Origin of the sequence: Methylocella tundrae (assembly GCF_901905185.1) — a bacterium.
In the GTDB taxonomy this organism is placed as follows: Bacteria; Pseudomonadota; Alphaproteobacteria; order Rhizobiales; family Beijerinckiaceae; genus Methylocapsa; species Methylocapsa tundrae.
Window position 1 is genome coordinate 314,899 of the sequence record NZ_CABFMQ020000001.1, and the last position, 17,004, is coordinate 331,902.

Genomic DNA, 17,004 nt, shown 5'->3' on the forward strand with positions numbered 1-17,004 from the left:
CAAAATCCGAGCAACAGCGCGTCAAAGTGCAGCGTAGATCACAACTAACGCATTGCGCATGAATTTGCAATGCGCAATCAAAGATTAGAGTGAGACTAGATAAACATATCGGCTACAGCGTAGTTTAAAATCATTCAAAAATACTGATGAGTACGATCGCCGAGCGCAGCTTCCGAAAAGTCGCCTTGCCGCGAATTTGATCGCCTTGTCCTTCAGCCTCCCGTTCGCCTCTCAAGCTTCACTTATCGACTTTGAAAGATTGCGCCGCCGCGGCGATCGTTTGGCCGTTTCGCTCGGCTTCGTTCAGAATCTGCGGAAACAATTTCCCCGCCGCGCCCGCCTGGCCCGGACGCAGACCGGGCAGGACCTTCGGCGCGGCCACGGCAAGGACGAACTGCAGCTTGCCGTTGCCAAGCTCGGCGCTGGCGCGGAAGCTGAAAGTCAGAGCGTCGTCGCGCGAGCGCGTCGTCGGAATGACGCGCACCGAGCCGTCGTCGGCGACGGTGACGACGCTGACCTCGCGCCCGTCGGCGCCTGAAATCGTTCCCGTCAGCGGCTGGCCGACGCGAAGGGATGAGGCGGCGAGCTCGATTTTCAAAGGCGCAGCCGGCGTGTTGCGCAATTGACCGAGGAAGGTGACCGCAGGGCATTGCGCCGCCGCCACCTGCCGCACGCCGATATCGGCCTCATAGCCATTGGCTTGCTCGAAGGCTTGATCGAGGCTGCGAAACGGCGCCGTCGAAAGCCCGAATCCTTCGATCGCGGGACTTTGGTCGGCAAGCACGATTGGTCTCGCGAAGACGCAGTCTCCGCCATCAAATTGATTGATCATCTTGGTGATGGCTTGCAGGCGGGCGCGCTGCTCCGCCTCGGTTAGCGCCGCAGTTTTCAGCATCGCCGGCTGTTCGGGATCGAGTCTTGCGAGATTCATCGGCGCGAGTCCCGGCCGGGCGGGCGCCGTATCCGGGATCGCCGCGAGCGCTGGCGCGGAGCGCTGGGGAGGCGCCGGCTCGCGGAGGTTCGACGCGCTTTCGCTTTGCAGCAACGGGGCCGGCGGGATGATGGATGGCGGCGGATGCAGAGCCGAATAAAGGAGCGGCGCGGTCACGAGGAGGCCGACGGCGGCGGCGCCCGCCAGCATCAAAGTCAGCCGGCTGAAGCTGACGCTGGCGCGCGCCGGCTTTGCCGCCTGCGCCTGAGAGGCGCGCCGCCGCGCTGGCCGCTTGGCCCCGCTGGCGTCCGCGCGCCATGCCGCCACCTCCGCCATGGAGGCTGGCCGGTCGTCGGGGTTTGGCTGCAGCATGTGCTCGATCAGGGGACGCAGGCGCTCGTCGATGCCGCTGAGGTCCGGCACGACGCGGCGTTTTTCGATGACGTCGACATGGTTGCCGCCCATGTCGATCGGGCCGTTGCGCAAAGCTTCGGCGAGCACGAGGCCAAGACTGTAGATATCGGATTTCGGCGTGATGTGGCCGCCGAACAAGCCGAGCTGCTCGGGCGAAACATAATTATACTTGCCGGCGAAGCCGCTGCCGATCACCGTTCCTTCGTCCTCGAGACGGGTCGAACGGGCGATCCCGAAATCGATGATTTTCGCGCGCGCCATGTCGCCCGCCGGGATGATGATATTGTCCGGCGAGACATCGCGGTGCACGATGCCGCGTTCATGCGCGGCGTCGAGTCCGGCGGCGATGCGCTGCATCAGCCTTTGCACCGCGTCGAAGGCGAGCGGCCCCCCGCGCAACATCGCCGACAGCGATTGCCCGTCGACATATTCCATCGCGAGATAGGGCCGCTCCAGCACGGGATCGACCGTGAAGACATAATAGCGGACGATCGCCTCATGATAGAGGTTGTGGAGCGCGGAGGCTTCCTTCCGAAACAGCGCGAAGGCCGCCTCGGCTTCGGCGAGGTCGGAGCGGATCAGTTTGATCGCAACGATGTCGCCGGTCTGGATCGCGTGGCCCTTGTAGATTTCGCCCATGCCGCCGGCGGCGATCGGCTCGTCGATCTCATAAATGCCATTCAGCTGCGTCCCGGCCGGAATGATCGGCCGCGTCGATCCGAATGTGGCGGCCTGATTCATCGCGGCATCCAACGCGCCTGCGGCGCATTATCCTGCGCGAAGACGACTGTCGAACCACGCGGCGCGTAGTGTGTGATGACGACCGTCACATTATCAATGGCGCCGCGCTCCATGGTCAGCGCGACCAGCCTGTCGCAAGCGCCCTGGGGAGCGATGAGGCAGGCGCTTTCCAGGATTTCGGCGTCGCTGACATGCGTCGTCAATCCGTCGCTGCAGATGACGAAGACGTCGTCCTTTTCAAGCACGCCCTGGGCGACGTCGAGTTCGAGTTCATGATAGACGCCGACGGCTCGCGTGATGACGTTGCGGCGCGGCCAGGTCTGCGCCTCCTCCGCGGTCAGGACGCCCTCGGCGACGAGCTCCGCGACCTCGGTGTGATCGCGCGAAATCTGCTGGATCGCGCCCTGGCGCACCAGATAGATGCGGCTGTCGCCCGACCAGACGCAGGCGTAATAGCCCTCCCAGGCGAGAACGGCCGCGACCGTCGCGCCGATGACGATGCCGCCGCGTTCGTCGGCGATCTCGAGCAGCTGGTCATTGGCGAGGGCGAGGCGCTCGCGGCAGCGGGTCAAGAGTTCGGCGACGGAGGATGGCTCGGCGATCTTGCGCAAGGCGTCGATGACGACCGTGCTCGCCAGTTTTCCGGCTTCGTGGCCGCCCATGCCGTCAGCGACCGCGAAGATGCCGCTTTCGGGGAGCACGAGGTGCGCGTCCTCGTTTTCGAGCCGCACCTTGCCGACGTCCGTGGCGGCCCCGCTTTCGAACTTGCGCGACATGTCTTTCATGGGCCTCATCCCGATTGTACGATCGCTTGCGGACGGTTCTCTTTTTCGGCGTCCTGGAGATGACTTTGGCGCCGGCTCATCATGTCGGCAAACGTCGCGGGCGTCGGCATCGCCTCGCGCATCAGCGCCAGAGGCGGGCAGTCGGCGCCTCCGACCGTCCACCAGAATGTCGCGGTCTCGGCGGGGAGCGCCGGCTGCTCGCGCCGCATGGCGGCGAACAGCCTGGCCAGCGCGTTTTCATGCGGCGGCGCGCGCGCGGCGCCAAGCGCGGCGAGCCTTTCGACAAGGGTCTCGAAGGCGGCGTCCGGATCGAGCGCGTCAAGCAGCAGATCCTCGACCTCCGCGAACCACTGGTCGCGAGGGGCGACGTCGGGAGGCTCCAGCGCATCGGCCCCCGAGGCGGCGCCGGTCAGCGTCAGGGGAAACATCCGGCCGAGCGCATCGACGGATGGCATGAGGGCGCCCGTGAAAGCCTCGCCGCACAGCGCCGGTCCGAGCCAGAAACGCCAGATCGGCGCCGAATTGAAAATCGCTGTCCAATCGCCGGCTGCGCCCTGCTCGCGTCCTTCCTTTAGGCCAGCCTCGAGCCAGGGCTCCCAGACGCGCAGGAAAGCGCGCGGCGTCGATATCGCAATGAAATCGCGCTTGCAGGGCAGTTTTCCATAGAGGCCGCAGCGCATGGCGATCAGGCTCCGCCCGGACAATGGAAATTGCGCAATTGCGTGATGTTCAAGGGCTTCAGGGCCGCGCCCGGCGTCGCTGGCGTGGCGTTGAAGCGATAGGTCAGCTCGCGGCCCGCAAGCGAGAAAGTGGCGACCGTCGCATCGCTGTTGAGTCGCGCGGCGTCGAGCATGCGGTAGATCGACCAGACGCCGGACTGCACCAGGATAGGCGCGCGGCCGCCGGCGGGGCGGAGCGCCAGCAGGGTGCGATGATTTTCGGTCGAGCCGGGCCATTGCACCGTCGTCGGGCCAGCGCCCCCATTGATGACGGTCGCGTCAATCTCCATGCGCGCGTCTTTCACCGGCGGCGGCGTGACGGTGAAGGAAAAGCGCGGACTTGCCGGATCGGAGCCAAAAAATGCGGCTTTGAAGTCGGCGGCGAGCTCAAAGTCGGCCAATGCCGTCGGCGTCAGCTGACTGGCGAGGGCGCTGCCGTCGCGCCACTTCCATTGTGGCCCCGAGGTGTCGGCGGAGGCGAGAATATAGGAGCTGACGAACTGATCGATGAGGCCCTTTGGCCCGAACATGCGGGCGAAATCGTCAAGATCAACGTCGCGATCCGCGTTCTTGGCGAAGGGATAGCGCGTTCCGATTTTTTCCTGGCAGGTGAAGGTGACTTGCTCGCGCAGTTTCGAGACGGTCCGCGCGACGTTCGAATCTGCAATCTCGCGGAGGATGCCGGCGCCCGTGTCGTCCATCATGGCGGCGAAGGGCGCCGGCAGCTTGGCCGCGTCCGCTCTCAGTTTTTCAACGCCGCTCGTGATCCTGTCAGCCAGTTCGTCGGCCGGCGCCCCATTGGTCGCGAGACGGCTCAAATTGGCGCGGATCTCATTCAGCTGAGACAGAATTTGGTCGATCGGGCGCTGTCCCGGATCGCCCTCGACGAGACGGTGATAGGGCGCGAGCGCCCCGTCGATGATCTGCGCCGGTGGTTGGCCGGAGGCGCCGACGATGGGGCCGTCCTCCGGATTGACGCTGGCGGGCTCGACGGCGGCCGCGGCGGGCTGGCTTTCGGAAAGGGTGGTTTCGTCGCTGATCGATTCGAGGAGGCGGCTGAACGGCGAGGTGACGGAGGACGCCGCCGTCAACAGCGGATAGGACGGCCGCTCGACGGTGAGCGGGCGGATCTTCAGTCGCTCGATCGCCGTTCGCCAGGCGTCGATGAAAGCCTTGGCGTAGGCGTCGGCGAGATTTTCGCGCAGATGGTCATATTGGGCCGAGATCTCCGGCTGCTCGCCGGCCGCGCCAAGCACCCAGCGATCGCGCGCCATCTCCTCGATGACGCCGGGCAGGGCCTTGAGGAATCCCTCAAAGCCCGACTTCGTCAGAAAGTAGGGAACCGTGACGCCGTCGATCGAAGGGTCGAAGATCACAAGCGCCCCGGCGCCGCCGGCTTTGCTCGCGGTCCAATCCGGCCGCAAGCTCGCCTTCGCGCGCGCCGCGAGGATCTTCAACGCGCGGTCGGCGACGTTTTCGCGCGCGAGGGCCGCCTGCGCCTTCTCGACGAGCGGCCCGTTCAGCTGCACGAAAGAGCCATGTCCGGTCTCGAGATCGAGCATGGCGACGAGATGCTGTTCGAGCTCCTTGCGGCCCTCGCTGTTTCTTGGGCCCGGATAGAGATTTTCCGACCAGTCGCGCTCCATCCAGTTGATCAGCAATTGCCGGTCCACCGTCTCAAGGCCGCCGAGCATCAGATAGACCTTCAGCGCGTCGAACAGGGCGGCCGGATCGTTGGCGCTGGCGTCGAGCTGCTCCTCCAGCCGGTAGACGAGGCGGGGCCGCAGCATGCGTTCGAGGCCGACGCCGTAAGCGGTCTCCGCCGCCGAGCGCAGGCGCGCCGACTGATTGAGGCCGAGGCCGCCGGTCGCGGCTTCGGTCTGCCCGTCGCCATAGCCGCCTGGAAGAAAACGCAAGGCGTGCAGCGCCGGCAGGACCTTGCTGAGGTCGCGGTCGCTTACGACGTCGGACTGGCCGAGCCCGCGCGACATCGCGGCATATTTCTGCGCCGCCTCCTCGCTCTGGCTGATGCGGTCGAGGTTCTTGGCGTAGCTGACCCACCAGGCGCCGACGGCGAGGGGCGTTGCGATGAGCAGCGTCGCGAAAGCCGCCATCTTGAGCAGGCGATTGCCGCGCCGCGTCGAAACCCAGCCCGCTTCGCCGATGACGACCTTTTTGATGAGGTCCGTCAAAAAGAAGCTCTTGCCCTGGCCGGAATAGGCTGGCCGTCCAACCGCTTCGGCGCCAAATCCCCTGGCGAGCGCGCCGAGCAATTGGTCGATCGGCGTTCCTTCCTGCGTGCCCGAGGTGAAGTAAAAGCCGCGCAGGGCCGCTTTGATCTTGTAATGGGCGGGATCGAAGATGGCGTTGAGGAAGCCGGTCACGGGCGCCTGCAACGCCGCCATCTGGGCCGGGAAGCCGAATGCCAGAACGCGGCTCGCGGCGTCGTTTTCCGCCTCGAGCCGGTCGCGCGCCAGCTGCGGCAAAGGCTCGACGAGCGCCTGGAATTCGTCCGGCGCTTCCCCGACCGTCGATTTGCTCTTGTCCATGGTCTGGAAAGTCGCGCCCCACACCTGCCGCCGGGCCGCCTCGTCGAGATTGCCGAAGAATTCCATGAAGCCGATGACGAGATCGGCTTTGGTGAAAAGCGCGTAGACCGGAAAATCGACCTTCAGGCGCTGGTGCAATTCGACGAGCCGCGCCTTGATCGCCGCCGCATGCGCCGCGATCTCCTTTGGCGAAAGCGTCAGCAGGTCCTCGAGGCTGATCGCGACGAGAACGCCATTGATCGGCTGGCGCGGCCGGTTTCTCTTGAGCAGATCGAGGAAGGCGAGCCAGCTCTTCTGATCTGCTTTGGCGTCGGAATCCTGCGTCGTGTAGCGGCCCGCCGTGTCGATCAGCACGGCGTCCTCCGTGAACCACCAGTCGCAATAGCGCGTGCCGCCGACGCCCTTGACGGCGCCCGGCGTGACGCCGCCGGCGAGGGGAAACTGCAGCCCCGAATTGACGAGCGCGGTGGTTTTGCCAGAGCCGGGCGGTCCGATCAGCACATACCAGGGAAGATCGTAAAGATAGCTCGCGCGGCCCCCGCGCCCGCGCAGAACGGCGAGCGCCTCTTTCATGCGTTCGGCGAGAACCGGCGCGTCGCTGTCGTCGACGCTCATGCCGCGGGCGATCCGCTCGGCTCCCTTGCGCCGGCGGTAGAGGCGATAGACGCCGGCGCCCGCGATCAGCGCCAGCAGAATCGCGATCGCCGCGATGCGCGGCGCCGGCTCCTCCAGCGGATGGGCGTCGCGCACGACGATGAACGGGGCGGCGAACCAGATCAGCGACGCGACAGCGGCCGCGCCGACGAGGCTGATGAGGAGCCGGAGCCAGAATTTTCGATTCATCAAACTCGCCCGCCGAACCAGTTAAAAGACTGCATTACGCTCAAATAAATTTATATATCAATCAGTTAGATAATCCATGGCGGCGCTCCCTCAGTCCCTGCGCGGCACGACGATTTCAACCCGCCGGTTCTTGGCGCGTCCTTCGGGCGTGTCATTGGAGGCGATCGGCGCATCGGCTCCCTTGCCTTCGGTTTCGACCCGCTCCGGATGCGACAGGGATTGCTTCAGGAGAGCGCCGACGACCTTGGCGCGCTCGAGCGACAATTCGAAATTCGAAGCAAAGCGCGCGTTCGAGATCGGCGTATTGTCGGAATGGCCGACGACCTTGACCGCGCCTTTATCATCATCGAGCGCCATGGCGATATACATCATCAACGGCTTCACGTCGTCGAGGATCGCCGACTTGCCGGGCTGAAACAGATCCCTGTCGACGATGCGGATGACGATCTGATTGGCGCTCGAATCGACGCTCAGCGCGCCGGAGGCGATGTTCGGCGCAAGCACATTGCGGATATGTTCGAGCTGCGAGGCCTGCGCCGGCGTCGGCGGGGGCGCCGGCGGCGGCGCGACGGCGACTTTACGGCCGATCGTGACCGGCGTCAGCGGGTTCAGCGCGCCCATGCTCTGCGCCGCGGCTTCGGCCCGCTGACTAAGCGAGATGCGAAACGTGAGGAAAGCCCCGAAAAGCACGAGGCCGACAACGCCCGCGGCGGCCCAGAGCGGCACGCGCAAGCGGACCGCGTGGCTGGCGAGGGGCTGGCCTTGCCAATGGGGCGACAGACTTTGGGGCGGCGCCGGCCCGGTCTTGTGCAGCGTCTCAAAGAGGTCGGCGCGAATGGCGTCGACGGCGCCGCCCGGCGCGCTCTGACGCCCGCCCTGAAAGGCGAGGGCCAGACAGGCGTAGAATAATTCGAGCAGGAAATAATGCGCGCGGGGGTCTTTCTCGACGCGGTCGAGTTCGTCGAAGAAACGGCGCCCGCCATTGTTTTCGCCAAAGAAGCGCGTCATCAGGCCAGATCGCGCGGAGGCGCCGCGTTCATCGGCCGGAAGATGGGCCAGCACCTCGTCGGCGGTGGCGCAGAGAACGTATTTGGCGGTATTGGCCTCTTCCGGCGCGATCCCGGCGGCGGCCATCTCGCGATCGCATTTTTCGATCGCCCCTGCGATCTGCGCGGTCAGGTTCGGCCCCGGGGCGCGCAGCAGGGCGGCGCGCAGGCGGCCGAGCAGAAGCAGAAGCGGACCGGCCGCCCGCATGATCGGGTTGGGGTTGGGCGCCGCGAGATCCGCGCCCTCAATCGCGGCCTTGCGCGCGGCGGGGGGCGCCGTCCTTGACGCTGGATGCGCGGCGTGCGGATGAGGCGCCTGAGCGTCGCCGGGCGCCTGCGGGCGGCGGCCTGCCGGGTTGGGCCGGAAGATGGTGCGCTCCTCGGGCGCCGGCGCCTGGGCCGGATCGCGCGCCGGCGCCGCCGGGCGCTGGGGCGGCATCGGGCGAAAAATCGTCCTGTCGTCACGCTCTTCCGGGCCCGGGAACCGATCTTTGTCGCTCATCGCGCTATCTGGCCTCGTTGCGGGAGGTTTTTTCTGATCTTCACACAATCAGAAAAGGCCTCCTCGATTTTTTCATTTTATCGCATTGTCAGGGCAAAGATCGGTTTTTTGCTTCTCGAAACACGCCCTGGCGCTCGGGGGGCCGCGATCGTGACCGCCACCGTGCCCAAGCCGGTTCTTCGCTCACTTTGGCTCCCTGGCTTCGTCGTAGCATTGGGCGAAATAGAGCATGAAAGCATCGACGAGGCCGTCTTCGTGGCGCAAGGTCTTTGCCTGCCATCGCGCAAGATAGAGGTCCCAGAGGCGGGCCTTATGCGCCCCGAACAAAGCGGCAAGGCCCTTATCCTCTCCGGCGGCGTCTTCGATGACCTTGGGATCGAGGTCCTCAACAAGCATGCGCACGGCCTGCTGCATCGCGGCGAAAGTATTGATCTGATGCGTCTTGAGATCGGTGAAGGCGCCCTCGAAGGCGCGTTTGGCGTCAAGATATCCGCTCGTGCGCGGTCCGAACATGATTTTCAGGGCGTCGTCCGCGGTTGGAGCGAATTTCAACGGATTATTGTCGAGCGCCTGGATCATTGTCTGGCTCGAGGTGCGCGCAAAGCGCTTCGCCTTGAAGCGCGCGCTGAGCAGCTGGGTGAGATCGGAGACCGCCATGCGCATCAGGGCGCCAAGATCCTCGGCGACCTTGAGACCGTCCTGACGCGCGAAAATATGCTCCGGGATGCCGGCGCCCTTGGCGAAGCTGCGTAGAAAATCATCGAGGCCTGGCGCCGGCGCCGATGAGGCTTTTGCCGCGCCGGCATTGACGTCAGCCGCCGGACTCTCGGCGCACGCGCCTGCCGGTTCGTCCGAAATCTTTGTTTGCGCGATCCGCTCCGGCGTTTTCCAAGCCCGCGCCTCCGCTTCCTGGGCGTCAATGAGCGGCGCATCGGCCGTTTCGGCCTCAGGCGATTGGGCGCGGCTGGTCGTGGCGGCGTCTGGCGGAGGCGATGCGACGAGCGAGGCGCCCTCGGCCTCTGGCGATGGCGCGCTGAAGGATCGGGCCTCCGGCGGACGTTCGGCGGTCTCGCGAAACGGCGCCGGGGGCGAAGGAAAGCCGCGCGCCCTGATCATCGTGAAAGGCGGCGGCGCGGGAGCGCCTCCGCGATTGACGGGAGGAAGCTCAAAGACGCTTGCGGAGCCGCTCGTCCGGCTCGTCGCGTCGACCTGTGGTTCCGGCTGCGTTTGCAACGGCGGGGCGGCGTCGGACGCGGTTTCGATCGCGATCGCCTGCGCGATCTCGGCGTCGAGCGCGGCTGCGTCCTTCGGCTGGATCGGCGCCAGCGCGGCGACGCTTTCGGCCGCCGCCGCATCGGCGTCCGCGCCGTCGACAATGTCGCTTTCCGGCTCGCCGTCGGTTTCGATGGCCACCGCGATGACATAGGCGCCGATGGCGAGCCTGTCGCCGTGGCGCAGCTTGTGGGGCGCCTGGATGCGCCTTGCGCTATCGTTCAAGAAGGTGCCGTTGGTGGAGAGGTCGTTCAGCCAGTAGCCGTCGTCGCGATAGCGCACTTCGCAGTGCCTGCCTGAAATGAAACGCGTCGGATCCGGCAGGGACCAATCGATGCTGGCGGAGCGGCCGATGTCGATGCCGCGCCGGTCGGTCAGCCTGACGCTCACTGGAGCCCCATTCGGCAGGCTCTGTTCATTCTCGATCGTCAGGATCAGCGTCATTTCAGCCCCTCCATAACTTTACAAAGAGACGCCTGTTTTTTCGCTCGCGCCCGAGCGGCCTTGATCCGGCCTGTCTGGCATAGCCCAAACGAGCGATGCACGCCACAGCATCGCCATTATCCGGCCGTCCTCAGTGTGCGGGCGCACGCTTCGCGCCGCGCTCCGGCGTGCTGTCATTGTTTAAATTCTAAACCGAACCTATGTTATCGTCGATATTTTACGCACGCGCGATGTGCGCGGAAGCTCGAAGCAGGCGTGCGTCTATTGGTCGAAAGCCGCAGTTGGAATATGCAAAGTCCGCTCCGCGCCGCCGCCCTGCTGCTTGTCGCTATTCTCGCAATGGCGGCGATGGCGGCCGCGATGACGGGCGATTGCGCCGCCGCGGAGCGTCGCGTCGCGCTTGTGATCGGCAATTCGGCCTACAAGAATCCGGCGCTCGCCATTCCCAACGCCCGCAATGACGCCGAAGACGTCGCCGCCGCGCTGACAGCGCTCGGCTTCGACGTTCTTTTGCAAACCGACGTCGACCTCGCGGCTGCGAGCAAGGCGATCCAGCAGTTCGCGCGCATGTCAGTCGGCGCGGATTCGACGCTCTTCTATTTCGCGGGCCACGCCGTCCAATATCAGGGGCACAACTATCTTTTGCCGATCGACGCGGAGGTCAAGGACGAGATCAGCCTCCCGTTCGAGACGATCGCCGTCGACAATATCCGCGCTGTCCTCGACCGCTCGAACGGCGTCAAGATCATGGTGCTCGACGCCTGCCGCACCAACCCCATCTCCGAGCGGCTGGCCAAGCTCGCCAGCTCCTCCGCCCCGGTCGAGCCGGGCGAGCGCACGCGGGGACTGGAGCGGATCGACAGGTCGGAGGGCATCATTGTCGCTTATGCGACCTCGCCCGGGGACGTCGCGCTCGACGGTCAGGAGCGCAACAGTCCGTTCACGAAAGCCTTTCTGCGGCGCCTGAACGAGCCTGGCCTCGAGATCGAAATGATGTTTCGCCGCATCGCGAATGACGTCCGCGCCGCGACGAGCGGGCGCCAAAGACCTGAAACCTATGTCTCTCTCGTCAATGAATATTATATCAATCAGAACGACAGAATCGCCTGGGACAAGATCAAGGGAACGGACGATCCGGCCCTCCTCAATGATTTTCTGGAGCGCTTTCCCTCCTCGTTCTACGCGATCGAGGCGCACTACCGCCTGCAGACCCTGGAGCGGGCGATCGCCGAGGCCAAGGAGCGGGCGCTGCGCGAGGCCGAGATCGCCCGGCGGGAAAAAGAGCTCGCCGCCGAACAGGCGGCCCAGCGCCTGAAGGCGGAACAGGCCTGCGCCAGCGATCGCGCCGCCCTTTCCGCCGTCGCGCCGCGCGACGCTGACGGTCTGCGCGGGCTCGCCGCCCATGCGTGCGATGAAGTAAAGACAGCGGCGCAAAAGCGTCTCAGCGATCTCGAAGCTACGTTTGCGGCGGAGGCGGCGGCCTGCCGTCGCGATGGCGACGCGCTCGCCTCTCTGGGGGCGCGTGATCTCGATGGGCTGCGCGCTCTGGCCCAATCAACCCCTTGCGCCAGCGTCAAGACGGCCGCAGAGGCGAAGGCCGCCGCCGCCGAGGCGGTTCTCGCCAAGGAGACGGAAACCTGCCAGCGCGAAGCTGGCGAACTCAAGGGACTGATCGAACGCGGCGACGCCGCCAATCTCGAGGCGCTGCGCGGCAGCGCGCAGTGTCCGGCGACGCTGGCGGCGATTCCCGAGGGCCTGCGCGCGATCGCCGCCGCCGCCAAAGCGGTTTGCGACCGCGACGGCGCGGCGCTCGCCGCCATTCCGGCGCGGGACGCCGCCGCGCTGCGTGACCTTGCGGCGAAAACTGAGTGCGCGCCGGTCAAAGCAACGGCTTCGACCCGTCTCACGGATCTGGAGGCGCTTCTCGCGCGCGAGGCCGCTCAATGCGCGAGGGAGGACGCCGAACTGAAAGGATTGGCCGATCGCAACGACGCGGCCAGGATCGAGGCGCTGCGCGGACGCGCGCAATGCCCGGCGAGCGTCGCCGCGGCTGAGCGCAGCCTGCGAGATATCGCCGCTGCGGCGGACGCCGCCTGCGCCCGGGACAACGCCGCGCTGAACGCCATTGCTCCGCGCGACGCCGATGCGTTGCGCAATTTGACGAACAGTACGCCCTGCGCGCCCGTCAAGACGGCCGCCGCCCAGCGGCTTAAAGACGTCGAGGCGGCGCTCGCTCACGAGGCGGAGCTTTGCCAGCGTGACGAGGCGCAATGGAAAGAACTCTCGCCGTCAGGGAGCCGCGCCGACGTCGAGGCGTTTCGCGCCCATGCCGAATGCGCGCCGATCGCGGCCGCCGCCGACCGCAGACTGGCGGAGCTTAAAACAATATGCCGCGACGACGCGGCGGCTCTCGCCGCCATAGCGCCGCGCGACGCAGAGGGATTGCGCGGATTCATCGGCAAATCGGGCTGCGATGAGGTCAAGACCGCCGCGCAGGACCGGCTGGCCGCGCTGGAGGCGTCCCTCGCGCATGAAACCGAACTCTGCCAGCGCGATGAGGCGCAGTGGAAAGACATTTCGGCCGGGGCCGACGGCGCGGCGCTGACGGTTTTGCGCCAGCGCGTCGAATGTCCGGGCGTCATCGCTGCGATTGATCACGCCCTGGCCGATTTGAAAACCGCCTGCGCGCGCGAACAGGGCGCGCTTGCCGCGATCGGCCCGAACGATCGTGAGGCGACGAAGGCGTTTCTCGCCAGCGCCGTCTGCGCTGACGTCAAGACGGCCGCCGAGGCGAAGGTCGCCAAGCTTGAGGCGGAGGAAGCGCGCCAGGAGGAAGCATGCCGCCGCGAGGATGTCGAATTGACCGCGCTCAAGACGCAAGGCGCGGAGGCGCGGGACAAGCTCGTCGAGATGAGGCGGCGCATGAGCTGCGCGCGGCTGCGCCCCGACCTCGAGGCGGCTCTGGAGCAGCTTCCGCCGCCGCCGGTTTTCAATAGCAGAAGTCAGATCCGCTCGGCGCAGGCGCAGTTGCAGCGTTTGGGATGTCTCGCGGCGACCGACAGCGGCAAGCTCGACGCCAGGACACAAGAAGGCATCGCGCGCTATTTTGAAGCCAAGGGCGACGCCGCGCCCGCCGCCGCCGAGGTCAAGGTGACGGACGAATTCATCAGCAGGCTCGAGGCGGAAAGCCCGAGTCTTTGCGCGCCGGCGGCCGTCGCCGCGCCAGAACCCTCGGTTGACAGGTTGCTGCGGCGCCCGAAGGGAAATGTCGCGCGTCTGCCGCCGAAAGAGGAGCCGCATCAAAAGGACATCGAGCCAAGGCCGGCGAAGGAAAAGGCGGCAAGGCCCGCGCCTGATGAAAAGCCCGCCCGGATCGCCAGGCCACGCCAGCCGGAACGGCCGCAGGCCCCCGCGCCGGCTCAGGCGACGGCCAACAGGGCGCCCGCGCATCCGGCCTCCTCGGCCCCGCTCGGCGTCGGGTTTTAGCGAGGCGCCCGGCTTGGGCGTCGCCATTTGATGGCGGGTGACGAGTTGGTCGATTTCAGGCCAAAAATAGCAAGTTTTTGCGACTTGCGCCTGCTTCTGCAAGCCGATATACCCTGTCGCCGAAGCTGTTCCCTTGATCGAGGGAGTGGGGCGCGTAGCTCAGCGGGAGAGCACTACGTTGACATCGTAGGGGTCACAGGTTCGATCCCTGTCGCGCCCACCATCAGCTGCGGGAACGAGAACAGCGCGACGTAAACGGAGCGTTTGCAATTGTCCGAGGTTCGGCGGCTCCTGGCAGGCTGCGTCTATCCGCGGCGCCCGGGTTTCTCCCGCAAAACCGATTCCGCCGCAATGCCGCCTTGCTCGCGGCATGGAACGGTCTTAAAGCTCGACCGTTGTCAGTGGCGAGGGCGAGGGTCCTTAATCTGACTCGATTTTCCGATGGCCTGACGTCATCAGGCGCCGCCGCGACCGTGAAGGATTCAGCTACAGTTGCGACGCTCGAAAGCAGCAAAGTGTGACGAATGAAAGCCATGCCTTTTCCTGAACTGCAATCCGAGCGCGGCCGTCAGCCTTTCGACATTCGCAGACTGATCGCCGAGCGCGAGCCGGAGCGTTATGCCCTGCATGCGCAGCACATGAACGAGATGATGGTGCGCGTGTTTCAGACGATCGGCACCGATGTCGGCTTTCAAAAGGGGCACGGGCAATATCTTTATGACGGGCGCGGGGGTCGTTATCTCGACCTGCTGAGCGGCTGGGGCGTTTTTGGCGTCGGCCGCAACCATCCGCTGGTGCGCGAAACGCTGGAAAGCGTGCTTGCCGCCGATCTGCCCAATCTCGTGCAAATGGACGTCTCGGTTCTCGCCGGCCTGCTCGCCGAGCGTCTGCTCGCCTTCACGCCTTATCTCGATAAGGTGTTCTTCACAAATTCGGGCACGGAAGCCGTCGAGGCCGCAATCAAATTCGCCCGCCGCACGACAGGCCGGTCCGGCGTCATCCATTGCAGCCATGCCTTTCACGGCCTCTCTTATGGGTCCTTGTCCCTCAACGGCGACGCGATTTTCAGGGAGGGTTTTGGGCCCTTGCTGCCGGGCTGCGTCGAGGTTCCCTTCAACGATCTCGCCGCTCTTGAGAAGGCGCTGTCGGCCGGGGACGTCGCCGCGTTCATCGTCGAACCGATCCAGGGCAAGGGCGTCAATATGCCCGATGACTGGTATTTGCGCGACGCGGCGGCGCTCTGCCGCAAATATGGCGCGCTCTTCATCGCCGATGAAATCCAGACCGGGATCGGCCGCACGGGGCGTTTTCTTGCCGTCGAACATTGGGGCGTTGAACCCGATATGGTGCTGATCGCCAAAGCCTTGTCGGGGGGCCACGTGCCCGTCGGGGCGGTTTTGACCCGTAAACATGTGTTCGACAAGGTGTTCAACCGCATGGATCGCGCCGTCGTGCACGGATCGACCTTCGCCAAGAATGACCTCGCCATGGCGGCGGGGCTGGCGACGCTCGAGGTGATTGAATCCGAGGGCCTCATCGCCAACGCGGCGCGCACCGGCGAGCGGCTGCTCAAAAGCTTCGGGAAAATGGAAGAGCGCTATGAGCTCGTCAAATCGGCGCGCGGCAAAGGTTTGATGATCGGCGTTGAATTCGGAAATCCCCAGTCGCTGAAATTGAAGGCGGCCTGGAACGTCGTCGAGGCGGTCAATCCCGGCCTTTTTTGTCAGCTCATCACCTTGCCTCTTTTCAAGGATCACAAAATTCTCGTTCAGGTCGCCGGCCACGGCAATCATACGATCAAGCTGCTGCCGGCGCTGGTCATCAATGACGCCGATTGCGACTGGATCGAAAGTTCGTTCGACAGCGTCATCGCCGACAGCCACCGCGTGCCGGGGGCCGTCTGGTCGCTTGGCAAGACTCTCGCCGACCACGCCCTCAAAGCCCGGGCCGCCAAATAGAGTTCAAAACGGCATGAGCGATCGGCGTGTGCTCGTCGGCCGGTTTGGCGCTCCGCATGGCGTCAGGGGAGAGGTGCGGCTGCAAAGCTTCACGGAGGACCCGGCCGCGATAGGCAACTATCGGCCGTTGAGCGACGCCACCGGACGGCGGCAGTTTGCGATCAAGTCTCTGCGCCATGTCAAAGACAATGTTTTCGTCGCGAGAATCGCCGGCGTCGATAACCGCACGAGCGCCGAAAGCCTGACCAATATCGAGCTGTTTCTGCCGCGCGCGCATCTGCCCGCGGCCGCCGAAGACGAATTCTATTTCGCCGATCTGATAGGATTGACGGCTTTGAGCATGACCCGCGCCCCGATCGGGCGCGTCAAGGACATTCTCGACTTTGGCGCCGGCCCCATTCTCGAGATTACGCCGGCCGAGGGCGGCGAGACGCTGCTTCTGCCCTTCGCAAAAGCCGTTGTTCCCGAAATCGATGTGGCGGGGGGCTGGATCCTGGTCGTCCCGCCGGTCGAGATCGAAGCGCGGGACGAAACCGAGTCCGCGCCGCGCGAAGAGAATCCGAGCTAAAACGTGAAACGGGCTTGATCCATGTGGCGGGCGACGATTTTTACCCTTTTTCCGAGCATGTTCCCCGGCCCGCTCGGCGTCTCGCTCGCAGGCGATGCGCTCGCGCGCAATATTTTTGAGATCAATACATATGACATTCGCGCGCAGGGGCTCGGCCGCCATCGCGCGGTCGACGATACGCCCGCGGGCGGTGGCCCCGGCATGGTGATCCGCGCCGATGTCCTCGCCGCCGCCCTCGACGCGGGGCTCGCCGCCGCCGATCGCCGGCCACGCCTCATGCTCAGTCCGCGCGGACCCGCCTTGACGCAGGCGCGGGCGCGGGCGCTCGCAGCGGGCGAGGGCGTCGTCCTGATCTGCGGACGTTTTGAAGGGGTCGATGAGCGGGTGATCGAGGCGCGCAACCTCGAAGAAATCTCCATCGGTGATTATGTGCTGTCGGGCGGCGAAATCGCGGCGATGGTCGTGCTCGACGCCTGCGTGCGTCTGCTGCCCGGGGTGATGGGCAAGGAGGCCTCCGGTTTCGAGGAAAGTTTTGAAAGCGGGCTGCTGGAATATCCGCAATTTACGCGTCCTCGCGAGTGGGAAGGGCGCGAAATTCCGCCTGTGCTCCTGTCTGGTGATCACGCCAGGATCAAAGCCTGGCGCGAGGCGGAGGCGCTGCGCGTCACGCGCGAGCGCCGGCCGGATTTGATCGCGGACGTCGGCAAGCCGCGCTGACGTTTTCGCATGCTTTCAAGTGAAGCGGA

Annotated in this window: 10 protein-coding genes and 1 tRNA gene; 5 read left to right on the forward strand and 6 right to left on the reverse strand. The window is 65.4% G+C overall.

Annotated features, from left to right (window positions below; all coding sequences use genetic code 11):
* Positions 1-238: 238 nt before the first annotated feature.
* From MPC4_RS01315 to tagH, 6 genes are all read right to left on the reverse strand, one after another.
* Entirely contained in the window at positions 239-2,086 is a 1,848-nt protein-coding gene (locus MPC4_RS01315; protein WP_174510933.1) for a serine/threonine-protein kinase, read from the reverse strand.
* Positions 2,083-2,871 carry a PP2C family protein-serine/threonine phosphatase gene (locus tag MPC4_RS01320; RefSeq protein WP_174510934.1) on the reverse strand — a complete coding sequence of 263 codons (789 nt, stop codon included), beginning with the start codon at positions 2,869-2,871 and terminating at the stop codon, positions 2,083-2,085. The genes MPC4_RS01315 and MPC4_RS01320 overlap by 4 nt, the downstream gene beginning before the upstream one ends.
* Positions 2,872-2,876: 5 nt before the next feature.
* The gene (tagF, locus tag MPC4_RS01325; protein WP_174510935.1) at positions 2,877-3,551 is read right to left on the reverse strand and encodes a type VI secretion system-associated protein TagF; all 675 of its coding nucleotides are present in this window, start codon (positions 3,549-3,551) and stop codon (positions 2,877-2,879) included.
* A 5-nt stretch (positions 3,552-3,556) separates the two neighbouring features.
* A complete protein-coding gene (tssM, locus tag MPC4_RS01330) occupies positions 3,557-6,982 on the reverse strand; it encodes a type VI secretion system membrane subunit TssM (RefSeq protein WP_174510936.1) in 3,426 nt (1,141 codons plus the stop codon).
* Positions 6,983-7,072: 90 nt separating this feature from the next.
* Positions 7,073-8,530 carry a type VI secretion system protein TssL, long form gene (gene tssL, locus MPC4_RS01335; RefSeq protein WP_174510937.1) on the reverse strand — a complete coding sequence of 486 codons (1,458 nt, stop codon included), beginning with the start codon at positions 8,528-8,530 and terminating at the stop codon, positions 7,073-7,075.
* Positions 8,531-8,713: 183 nt separating this feature from the next.
* A complete protein-coding gene (gene tagH / locus MPC4_RS01340) occupies positions 8,714-10,246 on the reverse strand; it encodes a type VI secretion system-associated FHA domain protein TagH (RefSeq protein ID WP_174510938.1) in 1,533 nt (510 codons plus the stop codon).
* Between the two features lie 288 nt (positions 10,247-10,534).
* Here tagH and MPC4_RS01345 point away from each other — a divergent pair, with 288 nt between their 5' ends.
* From MPC4_RS01345 to trmD, 5 genes are all read left to right on the forward strand, one after another.
* On the forward strand, positions 10,535-13,732 hold the full coding sequence (locus tag MPC4_RS01345) for a caspase family protein (RefSeq protein ID WP_174510939.1): 3,198 nt from the start codon (positions 10,535-10,537) through the stop codon (positions 13,730-13,732).
* A 148-nt stretch (positions 13,733-13,880) separates the two neighbouring features.
* Positions 13,881-13,955 (forward strand) — tRNA-Val (locus MPC4_RS01350).
* Between the two features lie 310 nt (positions 13,956-14,265).
* Positions 14,266-15,690, forward strand: a complete 1,425-nt coding sequence (locus MPC4_RS01355) for an aspartate aminotransferase family protein (protein ID WP_244628774.1) — start codon at positions 14,266-14,268, stop codon at positions 15,688-15,690.
* A gap of 13 nt (positions 15,691-15,703) precedes the next feature.
* Positions 15,704-16,258 (forward strand): ribosome maturation factor RimM, encoded by a 555-nt coding sequence (gene rimM / locus MPC4_RS01360; protein ID WP_174510941.1) that lies wholly within the window; start codon positions 15,704-15,706, stop codon positions 16,256-16,258.
* A gap of 21 nt (positions 16,259-16,279) precedes the next feature.
* Positions 16,280-16,975, forward strand: coding sequence for a tRNA (guanosine(37)-N1)-methyltransferase TrmD (gene trmD / locus MPC4_RS01365; protein ID WP_174510942.1), 696 nt, complete (start codon positions 16,280-16,282; stop codon positions 16,973-16,975).
* The last annotated feature ends 29 nt before the right edge of the window (positions 16,976-17,004 follow it).